General features: G+C 71.9%; 17 protein-coding genes. 15 read left to right on the top strand and 2 right to left on the bottom strand.

What is annotated here, in order from left to right; genetic code table 11:
• Nucleotides 1-221: 221 nt before the first annotated feature.
• From ACWER9_RS18400 to ACWER9_RS18415, 4 genes are all read left to right on the top strand, one after another.
• Nucleotides 222-1,406 (top strand): zinc-dependent alcohol dehydrogenase, encoded by a 1,185-nt coding sequence (locus tag ACWER9_RS18400; protein ID WP_452302969.1) that lies wholly within the window; start codon nucleotides 222-224, stop codon nucleotides 1,404-1,406.
• A 13-nt stretch (nucleotides 1,407-1,419) separates the two neighbouring features.
• Entirely contained in the window at nucleotides 1,420-2,349 is a 930-nt protein-coding gene (locus ACWER9_RS18405; protein WP_452302970.1) for an SDR family NAD(P)-dependent oxidoreductase, read from the top strand.
• 112 nt (nucleotides 2,350-2,461) lie between these two features.
• Complete coding sequence (locus ACWER9_RS18410; RefSeq protein ID WP_452302971.1) at nucleotides 2,462-3,466, top strand: serine hydrolase; 1,005 nt, start codon at nucleotides 2,462-2,464, stop codon at nucleotides 3,464-3,466.
• 124 nt (nucleotides 3,467-3,590) lie between these two features.
• Complete coding sequence (locus ACWER9_RS18415; protein WP_452302972.1) at nucleotides 3,591-4,730, top strand: MBL fold metallo-hydrolase; 1,140 nt, start codon at nucleotides 3,591-3,593, stop codon at nucleotides 4,728-4,730.
• Between the two features lie 70 nt (nucleotides 4,731-4,800).
• On the opposite strand, the gene ACWER9_RS18420 is transcribed toward ACWER9_RS18415, so the two are convergent.
• Nucleotides 4,801-6,312: a deoxyguanosinetriphosphate triphosphohydrolase family protein gene (locus tag ACWER9_RS18420; RefSeq protein ID WP_452302973.1), complete on the bottom strand. Its 1,512-nt coding sequence runs from the start codon at nucleotides 6,310-6,312 to the stop codon at nucleotides 4,801-4,803.
• A gap of 123 nt (nucleotides 6,313-6,435) precedes the next feature.
• Here ACWER9_RS18420 and ACWER9_RS18425 point away from each other — a divergent pair, with 123 nt between their 5' ends.
• On the top strand, nucleotides 6,436-8,937 hold the full coding sequence (locus ACWER9_RS18425) for a Tex family protein (RefSeq protein WP_452302974.1): 2,502 nt from the start codon (nucleotides 6,436-6,438) through the stop codon (nucleotides 8,935-8,937).
• A gap of 186 nt (nucleotides 8,938-9,123) precedes the next feature.
• Nucleotides 9,124-9,591 carry a hypothetical protein gene (locus tag ACWER9_RS18430; RefSeq protein WP_452302975.1) on the top strand — a complete coding sequence of 156 codons (468 nt, stop codon included), beginning with the start codon at nucleotides 9,124-9,126 and terminating at the stop codon, nucleotides 9,589-9,591.
• On the opposite strand, the gene ACWER9_RS18435 is transcribed toward ACWER9_RS18430, so the two are convergent.
• On the bottom strand, nucleotides 9,521-10,468 hold the full coding sequence (locus tag ACWER9_RS18435) for a DUF389 domain-containing protein (RefSeq protein ID WP_452302976.1): 948 nt from the start codon (nucleotides 10,466-10,468) through the stop codon (nucleotides 9,521-9,523). The genes ACWER9_RS18430 and ACWER9_RS18435 overlap by 71 nt on opposite strands.
• A 417-nt stretch (nucleotides 10,469-10,885) precedes the next feature.
• On the opposite strand from ACWER9_RS18435, the gene ACWER9_RS18440 reads away from it, so the two are divergent.
• The 9 genes from ACWER9_RS18440 (at nucleotide 10,886) to ACWER9_RS18480 (ending at nucleotide 23,111) form a co-directional block, all read left to right on the top strand.
• Nucleotides 10,886-11,578, top strand: a complete 693-nt coding sequence (locus ACWER9_RS18440; protein ID WP_452302977.1) for a sugar transferase — start codon at nucleotides 10,886-10,888, stop codon at nucleotides 11,576-11,578.
• Complete coding sequence (locus tag ACWER9_RS18445; RefSeq protein ID WP_452302978.1) at nucleotides 11,575-12,723, top strand: DegT/DnrJ/EryC1/StrS family aminotransferase; 1,149 nt, start codon at nucleotides 11,575-11,577, stop codon at nucleotides 12,721-12,723. The genes ACWER9_RS18440 and ACWER9_RS18445 overlap by 4 nt, the downstream gene beginning before the upstream one ends.
• Nucleotides 12,720-13,364 (top strand): acetyltransferase, encoded by a 645-nt coding sequence (locus ACWER9_RS18450; protein ID WP_452302979.1) that lies wholly within the window; start codon nucleotides 12,720-12,722, stop codon nucleotides 13,362-13,364. The genes ACWER9_RS18445 and ACWER9_RS18450 overlap by 4 nt, the downstream gene beginning before the upstream one ends.
• A 73-nt stretch (nucleotides 13,365-13,437) precedes the next feature.
• Nucleotides 13,438-14,661, top strand: a complete 1,224-nt coding sequence (locus tag ACWER9_RS18455; protein WP_452302980.1) for a glycosyltransferase family 4 protein — start codon at nucleotides 13,438-13,440, stop codon at nucleotides 14,659-14,661.
• Entirely contained in the window at nucleotides 14,658-17,525 is a 2,868-nt protein-coding gene (locus ACWER9_RS18460) for an O-antigen ligase family protein (protein WP_452302981.1), read from the top strand. Before ACWER9_RS18455 ends, ACWER9_RS18460 begins: the two co-directional genes overlap by 4 nt.
• A 17-nt stretch (nucleotides 17,526-17,542) precedes the next feature.
• The gene (locus ACWER9_RS18465) at nucleotides 17,543-18,811 is read left to right on the top strand and encodes a glycosyltransferase family 4 protein (RefSeq protein WP_452302982.1); all 1,269 of its coding nucleotides are present in this window, start codon (nucleotides 17,543-17,545) and stop codon (nucleotides 18,809-18,811) included.
• Nucleotides 18,808-20,046, top strand: coding sequence for a glycosyltransferase family 4 protein (locus ACWER9_RS18470; RefSeq protein WP_452302983.1), 1,239 nt, complete (start codon nucleotides 18,808-18,810; stop codon nucleotides 20,044-20,046). The genes ACWER9_RS18465 and ACWER9_RS18470 overlap by 4 nt, the downstream gene beginning before the upstream one ends.
• Nucleotides 20,047-20,159: 113 nt before the next feature.
• On the top strand, nucleotides 20,160-22,034 hold the full coding sequence (locus ACWER9_RS18475; protein WP_452302984.1) for a polysaccharide biosynthesis protein: 1,875 nt from the start codon (nucleotides 20,160-20,162) through the stop codon (nucleotides 22,032-22,034).
• Nucleotides 22,035-22,184: 150 nt separating this feature from the next.
• Nucleotides 22,185-23,111 carry an NAD(+)/NADH kinase gene (locus ACWER9_RS18480; protein WP_452302987.1) on the top strand — a complete coding sequence of 309 codons (927 nt, stop codon included), beginning with the start codon at nucleotides 22,185-22,187 and terminating at the stop codon, nucleotides 23,109-23,111.
• Nucleotides 23,112-23,249 lie beyond the last annotated feature (138 nt).

The raw sequence follows: 23,249 nt of genomic DNA on the forward strand, positions 1-23,249 counted from the left end.
CGATGGACAAGGCTGAGGGCGGACCCCGTCGACAGGACTGAGGGGCGACCTCGTCCGGCGGAGGCATCGAGCCTGACCGCCCGGACCCACCGGGACGCTCACCCCAGCCCTCCACCGCCACCCGCCTATGAGCCCGAGGCAAGCCCGAGGCGGGTGGCCGGTTCAAGTGCCCGAGCCCGGGTAGCACTCCACGAAGACGGCAGTGAGAGGGGACGAGGGACATGAAGGCGCTCACCTGGCAGGGCAAGCGAGACGTACGCGTCGAGGAGGTCCCGGACCCCCGGATCGAGGAGCCGACCGACGCGATCGTGAAGATCACCTCAACCGCGATCTGCGGTTCCGACCTGCACCTGTACGAGGTGCTCGGGCCGTACCTGAAGCCGGGTGACGTGCTGGGTCACGAGCCGATGGGGATCGTCGAGGAGGTCGGGTCGGGGGTGACCGACCTCAGCCCGGGTGACCGGGTGGTGGTGCCGTTCAACATCTCCTGTGGCAGTTGCTGGATGTGCGAGCGCCAGCTCTACGCCCAGTGCGAGACGACCCAGGTCACCAGCGAGGGCAAGGGCGCGGCCCTGTTCGGCTACACCTCGCTCTACGGTTCGGTGCCGGGCGGGCAGGCCGAGTACCTGCGTGTCCCGCAGGCCCACTTCGGGCCGATCAAGATCCCCCAGACCGGCGCCGACGAGCGCTACCTGTACCTGTCCGACATTCTGCCGACCGCCTGGCAGGCGGTGACGTACGCGGACACCCCGCCCGGCGGCACCCTTGCCGTCTTCGGGTTGGGCCCGGTCGGGCAGTTCTGCGCGCGGATCGGCCGTCATCTCGGCGCGGGCCGTGTGATCGGGCTGGACCTGGTGCCGGAGCGGCTGGAGTTGGCCCGCCGGCAGGGCATCGAGGTGCTCGACGTGAGCCAGCTGACGGACGTACCGGGCGCGTTGATCGACCTGGTCGACGGTCGCGGCCCGGACGCGGTGATCGACGCGGTCGGGATGGAGGCGCACGGCTCGCCGGTGGGCAAGCTCGCCCACGCCGCCGTCGGCCTGCTGCCGGACAAGCTGGCCCAGACGATGACCGACCGCGCCGGCATGGACCGCTTGTCCGTGCTGCACGCCGCGGTCAAGGGGGTTCGCCGTGGCGGCACCGTGTCGGTCTCCGGGGTGTACGGCGGCGAGGCGGACCCGATGCCGCTGATGGAGATGTTCGACCGGGGTGTCCAGCTGCGGATGGGGCAGTGTCACGTACGTCGGTGGACCGACGAGATCCTGCCGCTGCTCGCCGGTGACGACGACCCGCTGGGCGTGGAGGACCTGCGTACCCACCGGGTGCCGCTGGCCCGGGCGCCGCAGGCGTACGAGATGTTCCAGAAGAAGGAGGACGGCTGCATCAAGGTCGTGCTCGAACCATGATGGTGAGAGTGCCGTGAGCCGGGTCGTCGTGATCGTCGGCGCGAGCAGCGGGATCGGCCGGGCGACGGCCCGGGCGTTCGCCGAGCGCGGTGACCGCCTGGTCCTCGCCGCCCGCGCCGGCACGACCCTGGCCGAGGTACGCGCGGAGTGCGCCCACGTCGACGTGCTGACCGTGCCGACCGACGTGACCGAGCCGGACGCGCTCGACGCGCTCGCGGGCGCGGCCGTCGACCACTTCGGTCGCATCGACGTGTGGGTGCACACGGCGGCGGTGATGGCCTACGGTCGCTTCGACGAGCTGCCGGAACGGGTCTTCGACCAGGTGGTACGGACCGACCTGCTGGGTGCGGCCGGCTCGGTGCGGGTGGCGCTGCGGCACTTCCGGGCCGCCGGCGCCGGCACGGTGATCCTCACCGGCTCGGTGCTCGCCCACATCACCGCCCCGTACATGAGCGCGTACGTGGCGAGCAAGTGGGGCTTGCAGGGTCTGGTCCGGACGGTGCAGCAGGAGTTGCGCGACAGCCCGGAGATCCGGCTGTGCCTGGTCAACCCGGGCAGCGTGGACACTCCGGTGTACCAGCAGGCGGCCAACTATCTGGGCCGGGTGGGACGTCCTCCGCCGCCGGTCGCCGGCCCGCAACGGGTGGCCCGGGCCATCGTGGACTGTGTGGACCGGCCGCGCCGGGAGGTGTCGGTGGGCCGGCTCAACGTGCTGATGCGGGTCGGCTTCACCGTCCTCCCGGCGGTCTACGACGTGTTGGTCGGGCCGTTGATGCGCGCGGCGGGCCTGAGTGGCCGGTCGGTCGACGCGCACGACGGCTCGGTCTTCGCGCCGAACCCGGCCGGCGAGGCGGTACGCGGCGGCCACCTGCCCGACCTGCGGCACCTCGTGTTCGGGCCGGTCGGCGCGGTGGGCGCCGCGCTGCGCCGACGGTTCGGCTGACCTGTTCGAGATTGTTCGGGACATGTTCGGGGGCATCGTGCGTCGATCAACTCGCCTAGGGTGGTGGGCCAGCAAGCGCTCTGGCACACCACGATCGGGGAGACGATTGACCATGCGACTGAACCGCAGAACCGCGCTCGGGTTGGGCACGGTGGCCACCGCCGGGACGGTGCTGGGCGCTGCCGCCCCGGCGAGTGCCGCCGAGACCACCGAGGTGTCGCCGACCACCCCCGCGCGGGCCGCCCGTCGGGTCGCCTCCGTCTTCGCCAAGCACAGCGTCGAGGCCGGCGGCAACTGGCAGGCGTACGTCAGCGTCGCCGACCCGGCCGGCGCGCCGGTCGTCGCGGTCGAGGCCGACGCGGACCGGCGGATCGAGGCGTACAGCGTCAACAAGATCGCCGTCGCCACGGCGGTGCTCGACAAGGTCGACCGGGGCCTGCTCACCCTGGACCAGCAGGTCGAGGTCAGCTCCACGATCGTCGTCCCGGGTGGCGACGGCATCTTCAGCCTGGACGGCGCGTACCCGAGCCTGGTGACCATCGGGCACGTGCTGGCCAACCTGCTGACCGTCTCGGACGACACGGCGGTGCGGCTCTGCGGGCTGGTCGCCCCGGCCGCTGAGATCAACTCCATCCTGGTCGCCAAGGGCTTCCCGAACACCCAGGTCCAGCCGGTCGCCAACCCGAACCGTTTCTTCCTCGGCACCAGCACCCCTCGGGAGACGCACGACCTGCTGCGCGCCCTGGTCGCCGGCACGCTGCTCTCCCCCGCCTCGACCACGTACCTGTTGGGCCTCCTACGGTCTCCGGTGGCGTTCACCGACGGCATCCGGCGCACCATGTCCTCCGACGAGCGGGCCCGGATCGCCACGAAGGCCGGTTGGTTCGCCGACGCCCGGCACGAGGCCGGTGTGATCTTCGACCGCTCCGGCGCGGCGGTGCTCACCTACGCCCTCTTCGCCGACGGGCAGGCCAACCCGGACGACTTCGGCGCGACCCACCCGGCGGTGCAGGCCCGGGCGGCCATGGGCCCCAAGTTCCTGGCCGCGGTGGACCGGATCGCGGGCGTGGGCAAGACCTTCCGGATCACCGCCCGACGCCCGAGCAACGGCGGCTGAGCACGCGCTGAACCTCGTCCCGGGTCGGTCGTCGCTGCCGGCGACCGACCCGGCGTGGCGACCACTGAGGCACGGGTCGGTCCGGGTGACTACCGTGTAGGGCGGACACGTCGGAGGGACGGCAATGGCACGAGCGCAGAGCACGGACGTCGAACGGTCACTCGGGCGGCGGATGCGGGGTGCGGCCGGGCTGGCCGCGCTTGCCGGCCTGGCCTGGGTCGCCCGGGATGTGCCGGCGGCGCTGGGTGGCCGGCTCAGCGGGGCACGGGCCGAACGGGCGGCCCGCTCGCCGCAGTTCCGCGCGGGCACCTTCCACAACCGGGCGGGCACCCGCACGATGGTCGCCGAGCCGGGGCGCAACCTGCTGCGCGAGCTGATCTTCGGCAAGCAGAAGCGGCGTCCCACCGCGCCAGTGCCGCTGCTGCGCCCCGACGCCGACGCGCCCCAGGCCGCCGACGAACTCAACATCATCTGGTACGGGCACGCCTCGACGCTGATCGAGATCGAGGGCCGGCGGGTGCTGCTCGACCCGGTGTGGAGCGACAGGTGCTCCCCCTCGGGTCTGGTCGGCCCGCGCCGGTTGCACGAACCGCCGGTGGGCATCGACGAGTTGCCCCCGCTGGACGCCATCCTCATCTCGCACGACCACTACGACCACCTCGACATGGCCACCGTGCGGGCGCTGCTCGCCGGGCAGTCCGCGCCGTTCCTGGTGCCGCTCGGCGTGGGCGCGCACCTGGACCGCTGGGGCGTACCCGCCGAGCGGATCATCGAACTGGACTGGTCCGAGTCGCACCGGGTCGCGGGCTTAAAGATCACCGCCACCGCCGCCCAGCACTTCTCCGGTCGAGGGCTGCGCCGCGACGGCACCCTCTGGAGTTCGTGGGTGGTGGCCGGGGCGCGCCGCAAGGTCTTCTACACCGGCGACTCCGGTTACTTCGACGGGTACGCCCAGATCGGCGCCGAGCACGGGCCGTTCGACGTGACGCTGATGCAGATCGGCGCGTACGACCGGGCCTGGCCGACGATCCACATGTTCCCGGAGGAGGCGGTCGACGCCCACCTCGACCTGCGCGGCGGGTTGTTCGTGCCGGTGCACTGGGCGACGTTCAACCTGGCCCTGCACGACTGGTCCGAGCCCGTCGACCGGCTCTGGGCCGAGGCGAAGGCCCGCGACGTGCGGCTCGCCGTGCCCCGGCCGGGTGAGCGGGTGGTGGTCGACGAGCCGCCCGCCGTCGACGGCTGGTGGCAGGCCGTCGCCTGAGCAGCCCAACCCCGGCGGCCCGGCCCTGGCTCGTCAGGTCGGAGCGGTCGGAGCGGTCGGAGCGGCCCGGTCAGAGCACGAACGCGTCGGTCCAGAGCGCACCGGACCGGCCGGAGAGCGCGTCGAGCATGGCCACCGCCTGACCGTCGGTGAGTTGCGCGACGAAGTCCACGATGGCTCGCCCCCGGGCGCGACCGATCCGGTCCGGGGTCCGCGGGTGCAGCTCCGCCTCGGCCAACTCGACGAGGTCGTGCAGCCGGCGGGGCAGCCGGGACTCCTCCGCCGGGTCGAGCAGCCACTCCCAGAGCGCCTCGACCAGGGTGTCCAGCAGCCGGGCCTGGCCGCGCTGGTGCAGGGCCAGGTCCGGGCGGGCCAGCACGAACCGATGGTGGACGAACTTGAGCACCTGCACCTCGTGCCACTGCGCGCAGCCCAGCAGCACGTGCCCGGAGCGCACCGACGGCGTGTCGGTGACGGTGATCGCCTCGACGAAGCGGGTGGACCAGCGGGCGGAGAAGCGCGCCACGTACTGCTCGGCCTCGATCGAGCCGTCGAACGGCATCGCGAGCAGCCCGTCCACCAACTCCTCGCGGACGTGCTCGACGGCGGCGGCGAACGCGTCGTCGTCGGCGATCCAGGCGTCCTTGCGGTGCAGCTGCCGCCGTAGCCGCTCGATCGCCGCCCCGGGTCGCCGGGCCGCCGTGGCCAGCGCGGCGTCGGTGACCGCCCGGAGCTGCCCGCTCTCGCGCTGCCAGGCCATCAACTCCGCGGAGACCGAACCCTGCTGGAGCACACCGACCCGGTAGAAGTCCTCCACGTCGTGGATGGCGTACGCGATGTCGTCGGCGGTGTCCATCACGGACGCCTCCACGGTCTGCTGCCAGTCCGGGATGCGGCCGGCGAACGGCTCCCGGGCCTGCCGCAGGTCGTCCACCTCGGTCCGGTAGGCGCCGAACTTCGACGAGCCGCTCTCCGGGTCGTCCGGCGGCGGGGTGGCGCCGCGCGGCGGCGGGTCCATGGTGCGGGGGTGCGGGTCGGGGTGGTCCAGGCGGGTCCACGGGTACTTCAGCATCGCCGCGCGGACCGCCGCGGTGAGGTCCAGCCCGGTGGTGGCGGCGCCGCGGATCTCGGTGCTGGTGACGATCCGGTACGACTGCGCGTTGCCCTCGAAACCGTCGGAGAGGCCGAGACGCTGGCGGGCCAGCCGGTCCAGCACCCGCTCCCCCAGGTGCCCGAACGGCGGGTGGCCGAGATCGTGGGCGAGCGCGGCCGCCTCCACCACGTCGGGATCGCAGCCGCCGAGCTTGTCCAGCAGGTCGCTCCACCGCTCGTCGGCGCTCAACCGCTCGGCGACCGCCCGGGCCACCTGGGCGACCTTGAGGCTGTGCGTGAGCCGGTTGTGCACCAGCAGGCCGGACCCGACCGGGCTGATCACCTGGGTGACGCCGCCGAGGCGGGCGAAGAACGGCGAACCGACGATCCGGTCCCGGTCGGCACGGAACGGGTTGGCCGTGAGGTCGCCGAGGGCCCGGGCGCTGCCGCCGAAGAGCCGCCGGGCACGCGGCTCCGCAGCAGATTCCATGATCGCCACGCTAGCGCAGGCCCGACCGGAGCGCCGACGGTCACCCCGGCCGGGCGCGACGACAACCGTCGGGGCCGCCCGGCAGAATGCAGGCGTACCCACTCCCGAAGGCGGATCGAGATCGTGACCCAGTCTGTTCATCAGCGGATCGCCGACGAGCTCGGCGTGGCCGAGCGTCAGGTGCGGGCGGCCGTGGACCTGCTCGACGGCGGCGCCACCGTGCCGTTCATCGCCCGCTACCGCAAGGAGGCCACCGGCCTGCTCGACGACACCCAGCTGCGCACCCTCGAGGAGCGGCTGCGCTACCTGCGCGAGCTGGACGAGCGGCGGGCCGCGGTGCTGGAGTCGATCCGTGGCCAGGGCAAGCTGGATGAGGCCCTGGAAGCGCAGATCATGGCCGCCGACTCGAAGTCCCGGTTGGAGGACATCTACCTCCCGTACAAGCCGAAGCGGCGGACCCGGGCGCAGATCGCCCGCGAGGCCGGTCTCGCCCCGCTGGCCGAGACGCTGCTGGCCGACCCGACCCAGGACCCGAAGTCCACCGCCGCCGGGTTCGTCGACGAGGAGAAGGGCGTCGCCGACGCCGCCGCCGCGCTGGAGGGCGCGCGGGCGATCCTCATCGAGACCTTCGCGGAGGACGCCGACCTGATCGGCACGCTGCGCGAGCAGATGTGGTCGCGGGGCCGGCTGGCTTCCCGGGTACGCGATGGTCAGGAGACCGCCGGCGCCAAGTTCGCCGACTACTTCGACTTCTCCGAGCCGTACCCGAAGCTGCCCTCGCACCGGATCCTGGCGATGTTCCGGGGCGAGAAGGAGGGCGTGCTCGACCTGACGATGGAGCCGGAGGAGGCGGGCGAGGCGGACGCCGTACCGACCGGGCCGAGCCGGTACGAGGCGGCAATCGCCGGCCGGTTCGGGGTGTCCGAGGCGGGCCGCCCGGCCGACCGCTGGCTGACCGACACGGTGCGCTGGGCGTGGCGTACCCGGATCCTCATCCACCTCGGCGCGGACCTGCGGTTGCGGCTGTGGCAGGCGGCCGAGGAGGAGGCGGTGCGGGTCTTCGCCACAAACCTTCGGGACCTGCTGCTCGCCGCGCCCGCCGGCACCCGGCCCACGATGGGCCTGGACCCGGGCCTGCGGACCGGCGTGAAGGTGGCCGTGGTGGACGCCACCGGCAAGGTCGTCGCCACCGACACCATCTATCCGCACGAGCCGCGCCGGCAGTGGGACGCGTCGGTGGAGACCCTCGCCCGACTGGCCGGGGCGCACGGGGTGGAGCTGGTCGCGATCGGCAACGGCACCGCCTCCCGCGAGACCGACAAGCTCGCCGCCGACCTGATCGCCCGGCACCCGCAGCTCAACCTGACCAAGGTGATGGTCTCCGAGGCGGGCGCGTCGGTCTACTCCGCGTCCGCGTACGCCTCGCAGGAGTTGCCGGGGATGGACGTGTCGCTGCGCGGCGCGGTGTCCATCGCCCGCCGCCTGCAGGACCCGCTCGCGGAGCTGGTCAAGATCGACCCGCGCTCGATCGGCGTCGGTCAGTACCAGCACGACCTGTCCGAGGTGAAGCTGTCCCGGTCGCTCGACGCGGTGGTGGAGGACTGCGTCAACGCGGTCGGGGTGGACGTCAACACGGCCTCGGCACCCCTGCTGACCCGGGTCTCCGGGATCGGCGCCGGCCTGGCCGAGAATATCGTGCTGCACCGGGACGCCAACGGGCCGTTCCGCTCGCGTACCGACCTGAAGAAGGTGGCGCGCCTCGGGCCGAAGGCGTTCGAGCAGTGCGCCGGCTTCCTGCGCATCCCGGACGGGGACGACCCGCTGGACTCGTCGAGCGTGCACCCCGAGGCGTACCCGGTGGTGCGCCGCATCCTCTCCACCACCGGGCAGGACCTGCGCTCGGTGATCGGCAAGAGCGGGATCCTGCGCGGGCTGCGGGCGACCGACTTCGTCGACGAGCGGTTCGGCCTCCCCACCGTCACCGACATCCTCGCCGAGCTGGAGAAGCCGGGGCGGGACCCCCGCCCGGAGTTCCGCACCGCCACCTTCGTCGAGGGGGTGGAGAAGATCACTGACCTGACCTCGGGGATGGTGCTGGAGGGCGTGGTCACCAACGTGGCCGCGTTCGGCGCGTTCGTCGACGTCGGGGTGCACCAGGACGGTCTGGTGCACGTCTCGGCGATGTCCCGGACCTTCGTGAAGGACCCCCGCGAGGTGGTCAAGTCCGGTGACGTGGTCAAGGTCCGGGTGCTCGACGTGGACGTACCCCGTAAGCGGATCTCACTGACCCTGCGCCTGGACGACGAGCCGGCAGCCGACGCGGGTCGGGGCGACCGGACCAACCAGGAGGGTCGCGGCGGACCGGGTGGTCGCGGCGGCCAGCGTGGTCCGGGCGGCCAGGGCGGTCGCGGCGGCCAGGGCTCGCAGGCTGGCCAGGGCGGTCGCGGCTCGCAGGGCGACCGCGGCTCGCAGGGCGATCGCGGCGGTCAGAGCGGTCGCGGTGGGCAGGGTGGCCAGGGCGGTCGCGGTGGGCAGGGCGGTCGCGGCGGGCAGCAGCGGCAGGGCGGGGCGGCTCCGGCCAACGACGCGATGGCGGAGGCCCTGCGCCGCGCCGGACTGGCCTGACCGAGCCAACGGGCGACGCCGCGCCTCTGAGTGAATCTTGGACAGTTTCCGTTAGCGCGTAACGGAAACTGTCCAAGATTGACAGTCGTGGCCGTCTTTCGAGTGGGGACGAGCCGGCTGCTGACGGCGGTCGCTCGGCGCAGTGCGGGCCGTACGCGAATCGGCCCGTCGCGTACCGTCGAAGTCGTGAGTGAGCCCGACGGCCGGACGTGGCGAGACCAGCAGCGGCAGGCGGTGCGCGCGCACGCCGACGCGGAGGCGCGGCGGCGGGCCGCCGAGCAGGCCGAGGCGGCGGAGTTGGTGGCCTGGTTCGTGGCCGAGGCGATCCGGCGCGGGCTCCCTCCCACCCGCCTGGTCGCCCGAGGCTACGACGGCCGTGGTCGCTACCGGACCGGGCTGACCGGGTGGTACGTCGACCGGGCCGAGACCCGCGCGGTGGACGTGGCCGGCCGCTTCCACCTGCTGAACGTGCCGGGTGGTCTACGGGCCTGGATCTTCGGCGTCGACCCGCAGCCCAGCCCGGCGCCGTTGGTCGTCGGGGCGGGTGGCCGCGACGGAGAGTCGATCCCGTTGTGGACGCTGCTCACCCGGCTGCTGGACGGCGGGTCCGGCGAGCCAGGTTCCACCACCAGACCTGCTGCACCACGAGGGTGAGCAGCCCGGCCAGGACGATCGCACACAGGTTGATCACCAGTTGAAGTGCCGAGCCGCCCGCCTCGTCCCACACCCCGTAGGCGGCGGCCACCGCGACGTTCGCCGCGGCCGGCACCGTGGTCACCGAGATCAACACCCCGACCAGGCTGCCGGACTTCTTCGATGTCAGGGAGAGCATCCCGGCCACCCCGGCAAGCAGACCGATCACCCAGGACAACGCGTCCGGTCGCCAGATGAAGTTGGTGAGCGGGCGTTCGGCGAGCAGCATCTCCCGGCTGACCAGATCGGCGGCGGTCAGCGCCCAGGTGCTCAGCACGGTGACCGCCATGGCCGCGACAAAGCCGACGGTCAGGGCCAGCACCGAACGGCCGACCACGTCGAACCGGCGGCGTAGCAGCGCCACGCAGAGCGCGGCGAGCGGGCCGAACTCCGGACCGACCACCATCGCCCCGACGATGAGGATCGGCTGGTCCAACAGCACACCGATGCCGGCGATCATGGTGGCCACCACGATCAGCACGAGGTAGGTGCCGGATAGTTCGGTCTGCTCACCGGTCTTCGCGGCGATCTCGTCCCAGACCACCGCGTCCGCTCCGCTCCCCGGTGCCCGTTGCGCCGCCTTGTCCGCCGCGGCGGAGACGGTCAACTCGACATCGTCGGCCGCGATACCGCCGGTGGCGTCCACCCCCATCCGCCGCAACTCCTGCAACACCCGGTCGGCGCTCTCCCGGACGACGTCGCACTGAATGAGGTCGCCCATGGGCTGCCGGGCGACGCCGGGCTGCACCACCAGATGGGTCACGCCGGGCTCGGCGGCCAGCAGGTCGATCACGTCCGCCGACTGCTCCGGCAGAGCGATCACCCTCAGGTGCAGCACGCGTCCTCCCCCTCGCCCGACCGCCGGTCCCCTACTCGCCCGACTGGCCGGTCGAGACCCTACCCGGGTGGCCGCCGGCCGCGCAGATCGCAGGAGGGCCCGCCACCAGGACCTACGCCGACCCTCACGCCCGGCGTTGCTACTCTCCGCAACCCTTTCGTCACTATCGACCAACCGGCCAGTTCTTGCCCGCCTGAGTGGCCGACGCGCGCCTGCCGCTCGGGCGGATGACCGCCGGACCTGCACAACGCCACAGATCTGGCCGTGTCCGACTACGGGGTTTCGGGGTTGATCGGGGGAATGCGGGCCGAGTGTCGCTATTCGCCATCGACACACTGTCTATGCCTGATATGACAAATACGTACGTTTTGTGTAGGTCGCGTGGGAGGTCACAACGTGCCAGTGCCTGGTGGTCTCGTGGATGCTGACCTGTCGCTGCGCCGGAGCAGCCCGGAGCGGAGCAAGCGAATCATCGACGTGATGGTGGCCGCGGTCGCCCTCGTCCTGGCAACACCCCTGTTGATCATGGTCGCGGCCCTGGTCACGATTGGTCTCGGTCGACCGGTGCTGTTTCGCCAGTGCCGTGCCGGGCGGCACGGACAACCCTTCGAGATGGTCAAGTTCCGCACCATGCGGCCGCCCAACCTGAGGCTTGGCCTGCTCGGCGACCGCGACCGGCTCACCCCGCTCGGACGGTGGCTGCGCGCCACCAGCCTGGACGAGCTGCCGACGTTGTGGAACGTACTGCGCGGTGACATGAGCCTGGTCGGCCCACGACCGCTGCTCCCCGAGTACCTCAGCCGCTACTCCCCCCACCAGGCCCGACGGCACGAGGTCCGCCCCGGCGTCACCGGCCTGGCCCAGGTACGCGGGCGCAACAGCCTGAGCTGGGAAGAGAAGCTGGACTTCGACGTGCGGTACGTGGACAGCCACAACCTCCGGGTGGACCTGAAGATCATCGCCGGGACCGTGCGGACGGTGCTGCGTCGCGAGGGGATCTCCGCGGCCGGGTCCGTCACCGCGCCCGAATTCCTCGGGACGCCACGCTGGTCACCGCCGCCACGCGCAGACTCCGACCCGTTGCGCACACGCTCGGGCGGTGTCCGGTGAACCAGACGGTGTACCTGTCGCCGCCGGACGTCGGGCCGTTGGAGGAGTCGTACCTGGTGGCCGCGCTGCGCTCCGGCTGGGTAGCTCCGGTCGGTCCCGACCTCCAGGCCTTCGAACGCGACGTCGCCGAACGGGTCGGCACGGACGGGGCCGTCGCCGTCAACTCCGGGACCGCCGCGCTGCACCTGGCCCTGCTCGGCGTCGGAGTCGGCCCCGGCGACGTGGTCATCGTGCCCACCCTCACCTTCATCGCCACCGCCAACGCGGTCCGCTACATCGGGGCCCGGCCGATCTTCGTCGACTGTGACCCCAGGAGCGGCAACATCGACGTCGGTCTGGTCGACGAGGTGGTGCGACGGTCGCGGTCCGCTGGTGAGCGGGTCGGCGCGGTCGTGCCGGTGGACATGTTCGGCAGCTGCGCGGACTACAGCCGGCTGGTCCCGATCTGCGCCGACGCCGGGATCCCGCTCGTCGAGGATGCCGCGGAGGCGCTCGGTGCCCACCATCGAGGGCGCCCGGCCGGGTCCTTCGGGCAGGTCGGGGCACTCTCCTTCAACGGCAACAAGATCATGACCACCTCGGGCGGCGGGATGCTCGTCTCCGACGACGCGGCCCTGCTGGCCCGAGCCCGCCACCTCTCCACCCAGGCACGGGAACCGACGCCGCACTACGAGCACCGCGAGACCGGCTACAACTACCGGCTGAGCAACCTCCTGGCCGCGCTCGGCCGGGCCCAGCTCGTCCGGCTGGACGGGATGATCGCCCGACGCCGTCACCTACGCGACCAGTACGCCAAGGTGTTCGCGCCGGTGCCCGGAGTCGAGCTGGTCGGCCTGGACGACGTCGACTCGAACTGCTGGCTCACCGTCATCACCGTCGACGAGGAGCAGTGCGGCTGGCGGGCCTCCGAGCTGGCGAAGCACCTCGCCGGTCACCACATCGAGACACGGCCGGTCTGGAACCCGATGCATCGTCAGCCCGTCTTCGCCGGCGCCGACAGTCTGCTGACCGGCGCCGCCGACCGACTCTTCACCCACGGACTCACCCTGCCCAGTGGCAGCGCGCTGACCGAGCAGCAGGTCGGGCGGGTGTTCGAGGCGATCGACGAGTTCCTCACCGGGCACGCGACGGGGCGCGCAGCATGACGATTCCACTGGTGATCGTGGGTTGCGGTGGCCACGGCCGCGAGGCGCTGACCATCGCCCGAGCCATGAACGCCGACGCGGACCGACCTCGCTGGCACCTGCTCGGTTTCGTCGACGACCGACCCAGCGAGGTGAACCTGAAACGGGTTCAGCAGCTGGACGTGCCGTACCTCGGCGGGCTGGCGTGGCTGCGCGACGCCCCGGCGGACACCCACCACGTCATCGGTATCGGGGATCCCCGGGTACGACGCGCGGTGGCCCAGCGTGTCGACGCGTACGAAACGCCTGCGACAAGCCTCGTCCATCCCGAGGCGACGGTCGGGCCGGACACCCGACACGGCCCGGGCTTCGTGGCGTTCGCGGGTGCCCGGGTCACCACGAACGTGACCATCGGCCGGCACGTCCACCTCAACCAGAACGTCACTGTCGGCCACGACAGCACACTCGCCGACTTCGTCTCGGTGAACCCGCTCGCTGCCGTCTCCGGCGACTGCGAACTCGGCGAGGCAGTGCTGATCGGTACCACCGCCGCGGTGTTGCAGGGGCTGCGGGTCGGTCGGGACGCCACGGTCGGCGCCGGCGCCTGCGTCACCCGGGACGTGCCCGCCGCCGCCGTGGTCAAGGGCGTACCGGCGCGCTGAGCAGCACCGACCGAACCCCAGACGCGATCGATACCGACGCCGTGCCCACGTGGTCCGGCACGAGGAGCAGGACGTGAGCACACACCGCCGCAGTGCCAGCGAACGGCCACTGCGCGTACTCCAGGTGACCAGCACGGACGTCGGCGGCGACTGGTTCCACGATCAGGTGACCGGGTTGGCGCGGCGGGGCCACGACGTGTGTGCGGTCCTCCCGGGCGAGGGTCCACTGACCGCTCGCCTCCGGGCAGCCGGAATCCGCACCGAGGTCGTGCCGATGTCCGGCTGGCGCCCCCAGCAACTCCCCCGGGTCGCCGCGGCCCAACTACGCCTCGTCCGCCTGATCAGACGGTTCGACCCCGATGTCGTGCACGGCCACCTCGTGAAGGCGAACATCGCCTGCCGGTTGGCCAACCTGGCCGCTCCACGGCCGCTGCTGGTCAACCAGATCGCTGGCGCCGTGCACCTGCGCAGCCCTCTGTTCAGTCGCCTCGACCGCGCGACCCTGCCCCGGGTGGACGTGCTGATCGGGTCGTGCCACGCCTTCGCCGAACGGTACCGACGCCTGGGTGCGCGGACGGTGACGGTCAGCCACTACGGGTGTGACGTCCACCGGCTCGACCCGACCGCAAGCGGGCAGCCGTTCCGCGCGGAGTTCGGACTGTCGGCCGACACCCCCACCGTCGGGATGCTCGCGCACCTGTACCGCAGCCGGCTGCGGGCGTTCCAGGACATCGGTTTCAAGGGCCACGAGGTCTTCATCGACGCGGCCCCCCGCCTGCTGGACCGGGTGCCGGCGGCCCACCTCTTCGTCGTCGGCGACGAGTTCACCGGAGACGTCGGCTACCGACGCGAGTTGGAGCAGCGCGCCGCCCGGTTGGGCGTGGCCGAGCGGGTGCACTTCACCGGCCGCCGGACCGACGTGCAGAACGTCCTGGCCGGCCTCGACGTGGCGGTCACCCCATCGCTCGACGAATCCGCGTCGTACGCCACCGTCGAGGCGCTGTTGATGGAGCGGGGCGTGGTGGCCAGCGACGTCGGTGGGCTGCCCGACACCGTGCAACACGGGGAGAGCGGCCTGCTGGTGCCCCCGGCCGACCCGGCAGCGCTTGCCGACGCCGTCACAGATCTGTTGGAGGCTCCTGAGCGGCGGGCCGCCATGGGCCGGCTCGGACGCGACCGCTGCCTGCACCTGTTCGACATCGAGCGGACGGTCGCCGACGTCGAGGCGATCTACCGAGCGGCGCTCGACGGTCGTCCGCTGCCGCAGTCCGGTCGCCTGTCGGAAGTAGCCACGTGACGGCCGCGACGCCCCCCCTCGGCCCGGGCACCACCCCGGGTACGGGTGCCGGACTCGCGCCGGCCGGTGGTCGTGACCTGGCCGAACCGGACCCGCGCAGCACCGACCCCGGCGGCCCGACGCGTGTCTCGGAGAGCACGGTGTCGGCCGCCGCCGGGTCGGTCGGGACCCGGGTGGTCCTGCTTGCCGTCAGCCTGGCGACAGGGGTGCTGGCGGCCCGGGTGCTCGGCCCGCACGACCGGGGCGTGGTGGCGGTCGTCCTCGCCTGCGCCTCGATCTTCGGAGCGCTCCTGACCGTGGGAATGGAGACGGCCAACCTCCGGTACGCGGGCGGTTCGGTCGCCGCCCACCGTCGGACGGTGTGGTGGAGCCTGCGCCACGTCGGGACGGTGGGAGTCGGCGTGGCGGCCACCTGGGGGGCACTGGCGGTGGTGGTCGGGCCGGCCGTACGGATCGGGCTCGACCCGCTCACCCTCGGCCTCGCGCTGGCCCTCGGCCCGGTGGTGCTGCTCTCCTCCCTGCTCGGCACGGCCGAGATCGGCCGTAGTCGGGCGTCGGTCTACAACCTGACCGTCATCGCAGGGCTGCTCGTCTACGGTGTGCTGCTCGTCGTCCTGACCGCGACGGATCGGGCGGACACCAACACGGTCATCGGCGCGTACCTCCTGGGGCAGGGGTGCACCGCGGCGGCGCTGTTGGTCCGCGCGCTGCCGTTGAGCCGCGAGCCCGGCCCGCCCGAGGACGCCACCGCGTACCGGGCCTTCGCCCGTCGGGTCTACGCACCGAACCTGGCCCAGTTCGCGATGGTCCGCAGCCAGGTCCCCGCCATCCACCTCCTGTCCGGTGCGGGTGGCGTCGGCGTCTACGCGGTGGCGGTGCCGTTCGCCGAGATGCTCCTGGTGCTTCCGGTGGCGCTCAGCCTCATCCTGGTGCCGGCGATCGCGCACGGCGGCGCCGACTGGCACACGGTCCGCCGGATGTCCGGGTGGACGCTGCTCATCACCGCCGCCGGGGCGGGGCTGCTGGCCGCGGTCGCGCCGCTGGTCTTCCCGTTGCTCTTCGGGCCGCAGTTCGCCGAGTCCGTACCGGTGCTGTGGGCGATGCTGCCCGGCCTCATCGTGCTCGCGGTCGCCCGCACCGCGCAGAGCTACCTCACGGCGGTCGACCGCCCGGGCCCGCCGACCCTGGCTGCCGTCAGTGCCGCCGCCGGTGGGCTGGTCGCCATGGCCGTCCTCATTCCACGGTTCGGCACCCTCGGAGCGGGCCTCGCCGTATCGGCTGGATACGTCCTCTATGGCCTGGTCGTCGGCTGGGCCTTCCTCGGTTACCGGCCTGTCCAGGGCCGGAGAAACGGTCCGACGAACATGACGATCGAACACGGGGGCCGGCACGCGAGGTCACCACGACGCGAACGCGAATCCATGCTCCCGGAGTGGGGAAGGGCGGCCGGCGTACTCGTCGCCGGCACGGCCGCCGGCGTGGTCGCGGTGCAGGACACCACGCTCCTGCTGCGACTTGCCGCCCTCGCCGTGGTGGTGCTCGTCATCACCCTGCCCGGGTTCGGCCTCTACTGCATCGCGCTGGCGGTGCCCGCGTCGCAGTTGCCGATCGCCTTGGCACCTGACACCACACCGCTACTGGCACTGATCCTGTGCACCCTCGTCGGCACGTTGCTGCGGGGCCGTCCAACCCGTCGCAGCATGCCCGCCGTCCTCATCGTCACCGCCCTGACCTGCCTCCTCGCTCTCGGTGTGACTATCGGCGGCCAACCCAACCAGGCGTTCCGCTCGGTCGCCGCGATCGCCGTACCGCTGGCCTGCATACCGCTCATCGACAGCGCCCGGGCCCGATCGAGGAGCGTGCTGCTCGTCTTCGCCGTCGCGGCCACCGCCGTCGGTCTGGTCCACGCCGCGCTCGCCCTGGTCGGGACACCGGTGCTCGCCGAGGAGAACCCCGCTCTGGCCGAGTCGCTCAGCGGCCTGAACCACAACGCGTGGGGCCCGATGCTGCTGCTGGCGCTCGCCGTGCTGCTGTCCAGGCTGCGGCCGGACGTGTCACGCGGGGCCCGTCTCCTGACCGTCGTGGGGGTCCTCGCCGTCGTCGTCAGCGTGGTCCTGTCCTACAGCCGCTCGACGTACATCGGTGGAGCGCTGCTCCTGCTCTGCTTCGTGATCCAGCGCCGACGCACGGTGGCCCTGGCCCTCACCGGCATGGTCGCCGTTCTCACTGTCGGCCTGACCGGCGTGCAGCTGGTGCCCGACAAGGTGGCCGAACGGATCGCATACACCACAGTGGACGGACGGCTGGACAGCTCCAGCAGCGTCCGCCTGGACCTGTGGCTCAGCGCCCTTCGGATGGCGGCCGATCACCCGGTGGTCGGCGTGGGGTTCCAGAACTTCCGGGCCCACCTGCCGGAGTACTTCCAGTCCGAGGTCACCGTGGCGGCCGTCGACGTGCAGATCGACAGCCTCAACCACGCCCACAACACCTATCTGACGGTGCTGACCCAGACCGGGCTCGTCGGCGTCCTCCTGGTGGGTGGACTCCTGTTCATGGTGGTCCGGCTGGTCCGCCGACGCCTGCGCGCCGGTGACTCCACGGCGGAGGCGGCAGTGCTCGGCATGGCCGCGATCGCGGGGTGCAGCCTGTTCGGCGAGCCGCTGCTCACCCTCCCGGTCCTCATCCCGTTCGTGCTGCTGCTGGCCGTCGCCACCGCACGCCAGCCGGTCGAGGCGGACCGCGCTGCCGGCGTACGCCCCGTCGGGCCGAGGCACTCGGTGAAGAACAGGCCGCTCCGAAAGCCCACCGCGGTCGGTCACCGCCCGGCCCGTAGCCGTTCCGCCGTCGACAGGGTCCTGACATGACCACGAAGGAGACAAAGGTGACCGCGACGCGTCTCGACAGCTCGGGAGTCGACAGCGCCGACCGGCCGGCTCGGCAACGGGCCGCCCCGGACGGCACCGCCCCGGCGGCGCTCCCGTCCGTGATGCTGCTCTGTGGCGCGAGCTCTCTACACGCGCGCAAGTGGGCGACCGCGCTCGCTGAACGCGGCCACCCGGTCATCGCCGCCAGTTGGATCGGCGCGGAGCCGATCGACGGCGTCGACCTGCGCGTCGCTCCCGGAACCGGGCAGACCCGGTACGGGCGGTGGGGTGCGGTGTGGCAGCTCGTCGCGGCCGGCTGGTGGCTGCGCCGACAGGTACGCGAGGCCCGCCCCGATGTGCTGCACGTGCACTCGGTGGGGATGGCGGGTCTGCTGTCGCTGCTGGCACCGCGTCGACCCGCCCGGGTCGTCACGCCCTGGGGCGTCGACCTGCAGTCCGCGCGTCGGAACAGGGTCCGCCGCTGGGTCGCCCGCGCCGCCCTGCGCCGCTCCGACCTCGTCCTCCCCACCGCGGGGTCGGTCCGTACCGAGATCGTCGAGGGCTACCGCATCCCGGCGGACCGCACCCGCACCGTGTCGTGGGGCGTCGACGACCGGCTGTTCGCGCTACGGGACACGGTGACCCCGTCGTCGGTGCGGCGGGAGTTCGGCATCCCGGTCGACGCGACGGTGCTCTTCGCGGCCCGGACGACAGGCCCCGTCTACCGCACACCTGAGGTTCTGCGGGCGTTCGCCCAGGTGGCCGCAACCCGTCCCGACCTCCACCTCGTCGTCCTGGCCGGGCACCGTCCCGCCGAGGCGGCAGCCGCCCAGGCCCAGCGACGGTGCGTGACGCAAGCCCACGACCTCGCCGCGAGCCTGCCCGGACGCGTCACGGTCCTGGACCGGTCACTGAGCCCGGAGGACACCTTCCGGCTGATGCGGGCGAGCGAGGTGAGCATCTCGGTCCCCCGCTTCGACCAGCGCAGCTGCACCGTCCTGGAGGCGGCGCTCGCCGGTTGCCGGCTCCTGCTGGCGGACCTGCCGCCGTACCGCGAGATGGTCGAGGACGGCCTGGTGGCCGACATCGTCGGCGGACCGTCGGAGGCCGCGCTGGCCGAGCAGTTCCTGGCCGCCCGCCCGCTGGAACCGCCTCTGCAGGATCGGAACCGGCACTTCATCGAGACGTCGGAGTCCTGGTCCCGTCAGGTCTCGGTGGTGCAGGAGTGCTATCAGCGGTTGACCACCGACCGGGTCGGACGGCGTTCGGGCGGGGTGCCCCGGTGAAGATCGTCTACCTGCACCAGTACTTCCGCACCCCGGACATGTCCGGCGGCACCCGATCCTACGAGTTCGCCAAGCGCCTGGTTCGTAACGGTCACGACGTGCACGTGGTGACGAGCGACACCGAGTCCGCGCCGGATGCCCGGCGGACCTGGCGGACCACTGTGGAGGCGGGCGCGGTGGTGCACTGGGCTGCCGTTCCCTACCGCAACGCGATGTCCGTTCGGGACCGGCTCTCGGCCTTCGGCCAGTTCGCCCGGTTGGCTGCCACCCGGGCAGCCTCGTTGGAACAGGACGTCGTCTTCGCGACCAGCACGCCGCTGACCATCGCGCTACCCGCCGTCTACTCGTCCCGCCGTCGACGGTCGCCGATGGTGCTCGAGGTGCGCGATCTCTGGCCGGAGGTGCCGATCGCCCTCGGTGCGCTGCGGTCACCGCTGACCCGCCGGGCGGCCACCGCGCTGGAGGGGTGGGCGTACCGCAACGCCGCGCACATCGTGGCGCTGTCGCCGGGCATGGCGGCGGGCGTCCGAGCGCGGCACCGGGAGGCGGCCGTGACAGTCGTACCCAACGGCTGTGACCGTGCGTTGTTCGCCGACGCGGACGCGGCCGGTCAGGCGCTGCGGGCCCGCACTCCGTGGTTGGGCGACCGACCGCTGATCCTGTACGCCGGAACGCTCGGTTACGTCAACGACGTGGGCTATCTGGTCCGGATGGCGGAGACGCTGCGTCGTGACCGTCCCGACGTGCGGGTGGCGATCGTGGGACAGGGCGCGGAGACGGCGCGGGTGCGGGAGTTGGCAACCAGGGCGGACGTCCTGGACCGGACCCTGTTCATGTTCGACCAGATGCCGAAGACCGAGGTGGTGGCGTTCTTCGGGGCGTGTGACCTCGCCATCTCGACGGTGCGGGACGAGCCAGCCTTGCACGCCAACTCGGCGAACAAGGTCTTCGACGCGTGGGCCGCCGGTCGGCCGGTCGCCGTCAATCACGAGGGGTGGATCGCCGACGTCCTGCGGCGCAGCGGTGCGGGGCTCGTGCTGCCCCCGGCGGACTCCGCCGCCGCGGCGGAACTCGCTGGCGCATTCGTCACCGACCCGGCCAGGACCGCTGCGGCGCGGGCCGCGGCCCGAGCGGTCGCGGCCACCGAATTCGATCGCGACCTGCTCTTCGAGTCGTTCGAGGCGGTGCTCTCCAGAGCCATGCAGCCCCGATCGTCTGTGTCAGCAATCGGATGAACTTCGCAAACTGTCAAAAATCAGTCAAAAGTTGATTATTTTCGGTAGGACGTCCATAAGACCGTCTGGGTTGAATCGCCCCAGATAAGCCGCTATGCAGCAGGAGTTTCCACATGGATCTTTCGGGGACAAGCCCAAGCGAGTCCGCACACCGGGATCGGTCGCGTCACCACCTCCGGCTGACCGGCGGGCTCCTCGCAGCGGACACCCTCGCATGGATCGCGGGGTTCGCCGTCGCCGCGTGGGTGCGCTTCGAGTTCTCGCTCACCGGCCCCGCCCTGGCCCGCGCGGTCGGCATGGGTGTGCTCGCTGCGGTCGTGCACGTCGCGGTGTCCGCCGTCCGCCGCAAACACGCAGGTCGACACCCCCTGGGCAGCCTTGAGGAGATGCAGGGGCTCGCCACCACCGCCCTGACCAGCGGCGTACTCGTGCTGATCGCGCTCGTGCCGATGGCGTCTCGGCCGGTGCCCGCGAGCACGCCACTCGTCGGCGCGGCGATCGCCCTGCTCCTCATGCTCGGCACCCGGCTGGCGTACCGCAACCGCAGCGACCGGACGCTGCGGCCGGACGCCGGCCGCGCCGAACCGGTCCTGCTCTTCGGTGCGGGCTCGGCCGGTCAGGGCCTCCTGCGGGCGATGCTCAGTGACCCGGCCGGCCAGTTCCTGCCGGTCGGCATGCTCGACGACGACCCGCAGAAACGGCACCTGTCCCTGGCCGGGGTACGCGTACTCGGCTCCCGAGCGGACGTCGGCACCGCCGTGCGGCGTACCGGCGCCAAGATGGTGATCTTCTCGGCCGCCAACGCCGACTCCGACCTGATCAACGAGGTCCGCGAGAGCACCCTGAAGACCGGGGCGACATTCAAGATCCTTCCTTCGGTACGGGAACTGGTCGACCACCGGATCACCGTGAGCGACGTCCGCGACCCCGACATGGCTGACCTGCTCGGCCGACGACAGGTGGTCGGCGACCTCAGCGACGCGGAGTCGCAGCTGCGGGGGCGCCGGATCCTGGTGACCGGCGCGGGTGGGTCGATCGGCTCGGAGCTGTGCCGTCAGATCATGCGCGCCGATCCGGGCGAGCTGATGATGCTCGACCGGGACGAGTCGGCCCTGCACGCGCTCCAACTGTCGATGTCGGGGCGGGCGATGCTCGACAGCCCCGAACTGATCCTCGCCGACCTCCGCGACGAGGAACGGATCCGACGGGTGATGGCGGAACGTCGACCCGACGTCGTCTTCCACGCCGCCGCGCTGAAGCACCTGACACTGCTGCAACGCCACCCGGGGGAAGCGGTCAAGACCAACGTGTGGGGTACGCAGTCGGTGCTCAACGCGTGCCGCGACGTGGCGCGGTTCGTGAACATCTCCACCGACAAGGCCGCCGACCCGGTAAGCGTGCTCGGCTACTCCAAGCGGATCACCGAACGGTTGACCGCGAACGCCGGAGCCAACCACGGCGGCACGTTCCTCAGCGTACGGTTCGGCAACGTCCTGTCCAGCCGGGGCTCGGTCGTCACGGCGTTCCGGGCCCAGATCGAGGCCGGGCTGCCGATCACCGTCACCCACCCCGATGTGACCCGCTACCTGATGACCGTCCAGGAGGCGGTACACCTCGTGCTCCAGGCCGCCGGTATCGGCCGTGACGGTGAGGCCCTCGTCCTCGACATGGGCGAGCCGGTACGCATCGACGACATCGCCCGCCAGTTGGCCAGCCAGGCGCCCGGGCCGGTGCAGATCGTCTACACCGGGCTCCGGCCGGGCGAGAAGCTGCACGAGGATCTCATCGGGGCCGGCGAGGAGGACCTTCGCCCACTGCACCCGCTCATCTCGCACGTGGCAGTGCCCCCACTCGACCCGATCGAGATCACCACGCTGGACCCGTTCGACGACCCGGACAAGATCATCGATCGCCTCGCCTGGCTGTGCGGCCAGCCGACGGGCGTCGTCGCGCAGGCCGCCAAGTCGATCGCGCCCGCTCCGCGCTGACCCGCCACCGGCCCCGCAGGTGACGCCAGGGGAAACCCTCGACGCACCTGCGGGGTTCGCGCGCGTCACGGCCTGTGAGGGGCACGGCGGACCTTCGGCGTACGCCGGGTGCGCCCGGCACCGATGTGATGAGCTGTACGGGTGTCGGGGCTGGGACTTGTGCTGCACCCCACCCGGGATGTCACCGAGGTGGTGGGGATCATCGAACGGTGGGCCACCCGCCATCACAAGACGCTCGTGGTACGCGAGGAGGACCAGCACCGGGTCCCGTCCTGCGTCGAACCGGTCCCTGCCGACGAGGTCGCCAGCCGCTCGAACGCGCTGATCAGTATCGGCGGCGACGGCACCATGCTCGGCGCGCTGCGGCTTGCCGTCCGCGACCCGAAGCCGGTGCTCGGCGTACACCTGGGTCGCCTGGGGTTTCTCGTCGAGATCGAGCCGCCGGGGCTACCCGAGGCGCTGAGCCGGCTGCTGTCGGGGGACTTCACCGTCGAGTCGCACGCCTGCCTCGCCTGCGACGTGTGCGGTGACGACGTCGTGGCGTTCAACGACATCGCGTTGGTCCGCCAGCCGGGCGCCGGTTTCGTCAGCGTCACGCTCGCCATCGACGGCCAGCAGTACGGCTACTACCGCAGCGACGCCGTGGTGGTCGCCACCCCGATCGGCTCGACGGCGTACAGCTACGCCGCCGGTGGTCCACTGATCTCCCCCGCCGCGGACTCGCTGGTGATCACGCCGGCGGCGCCGATGGCCGGCATCTCCCGGGCGGTGGTGCTCTCGCCCGACGAGAAGATCCGGTTGGAGCTACAACCCAACTCGTCGCCGATCGTGGTGGAGATGGACGGCGTGGTGTTCCGGGACGCGGCTACGGAGGGGGCGGTGGAGATCTCGTACCGCCCCGACGCCGGCCTGGTGGTCCGCTTCGACCCGCAGCGCTACCAGGAGCGCAACCAGTTGAAGATGACGCTGCTCGACCTGCCGTTCCTCCCGGAGCAGCTGCGCGAACTCCTCCCCAAAGAGCTACGCCGCCGCAGCGGCACAGACCTCCCCCCACCCGCCGACCCCCCACCCTGCTAAACCCCCACCCCACCCCACCCCGCCCTCGCGCGGCGGCTCGCGCCGTTGAACTTTACGACACAAAGTCGAGCGGCGATGCCCCGTCCACGGCGACGGGACCCCCGATCGCGACGAGCAGTGCCTATGGTGGGGAGTCGT

The sequence above is a fragment of the Micromonospora sp. NPDC003944 genome (genome assembly GCF_053605225.1).

Excerpts from the sequence above, each read along its gene's own strand:
- ACWER9_RS18400 (WP_452302969.1), top strand. The coding sequence starts at position 222 with ATGAAGGCGCTCACCTGGCAGGGCAAGCGAGACGTACGCGTCGAGGAG.
- ACWER9_RS18410 (WP_452302971.1), top strand. The coding sequence starts at position 2,462 with ATGCGACTGAACCGCAGAACCGCGCTCGGGTTGGGCACGGTGGCCACC.
- ACWER9_RS18415 (WP_452302972.1), top strand. The coding sequence starts at position 3,591 with ATGGCACGAGCGCAGAGCACGGACGTCGAACGGTCACTCGGGCGGCGG.
- ACWER9_RS18420 (WP_452302973.1), bottom strand. The coding sequence starts at position 6,312 with ATGGAATCTGCTGCGGAGCCGCGTGCCCGGCGGCTCTTCGGCGGCAGC.
- ACWER9_RS18450 (WP_452302979.1), top strand. The coding sequence starts at position 12,720 with ATGACGATTCCACTGGTGATCGTGGGTTGCGGTGGCCACGGCCGCGAG.
- ACWER9_RS18475 (WP_452302984.1), top strand. The coding sequence starts at position 20,160 with ATGGATCTTTCGGGGACAAGCCCAAGCGAGTCCGCACACCGGGATCGG.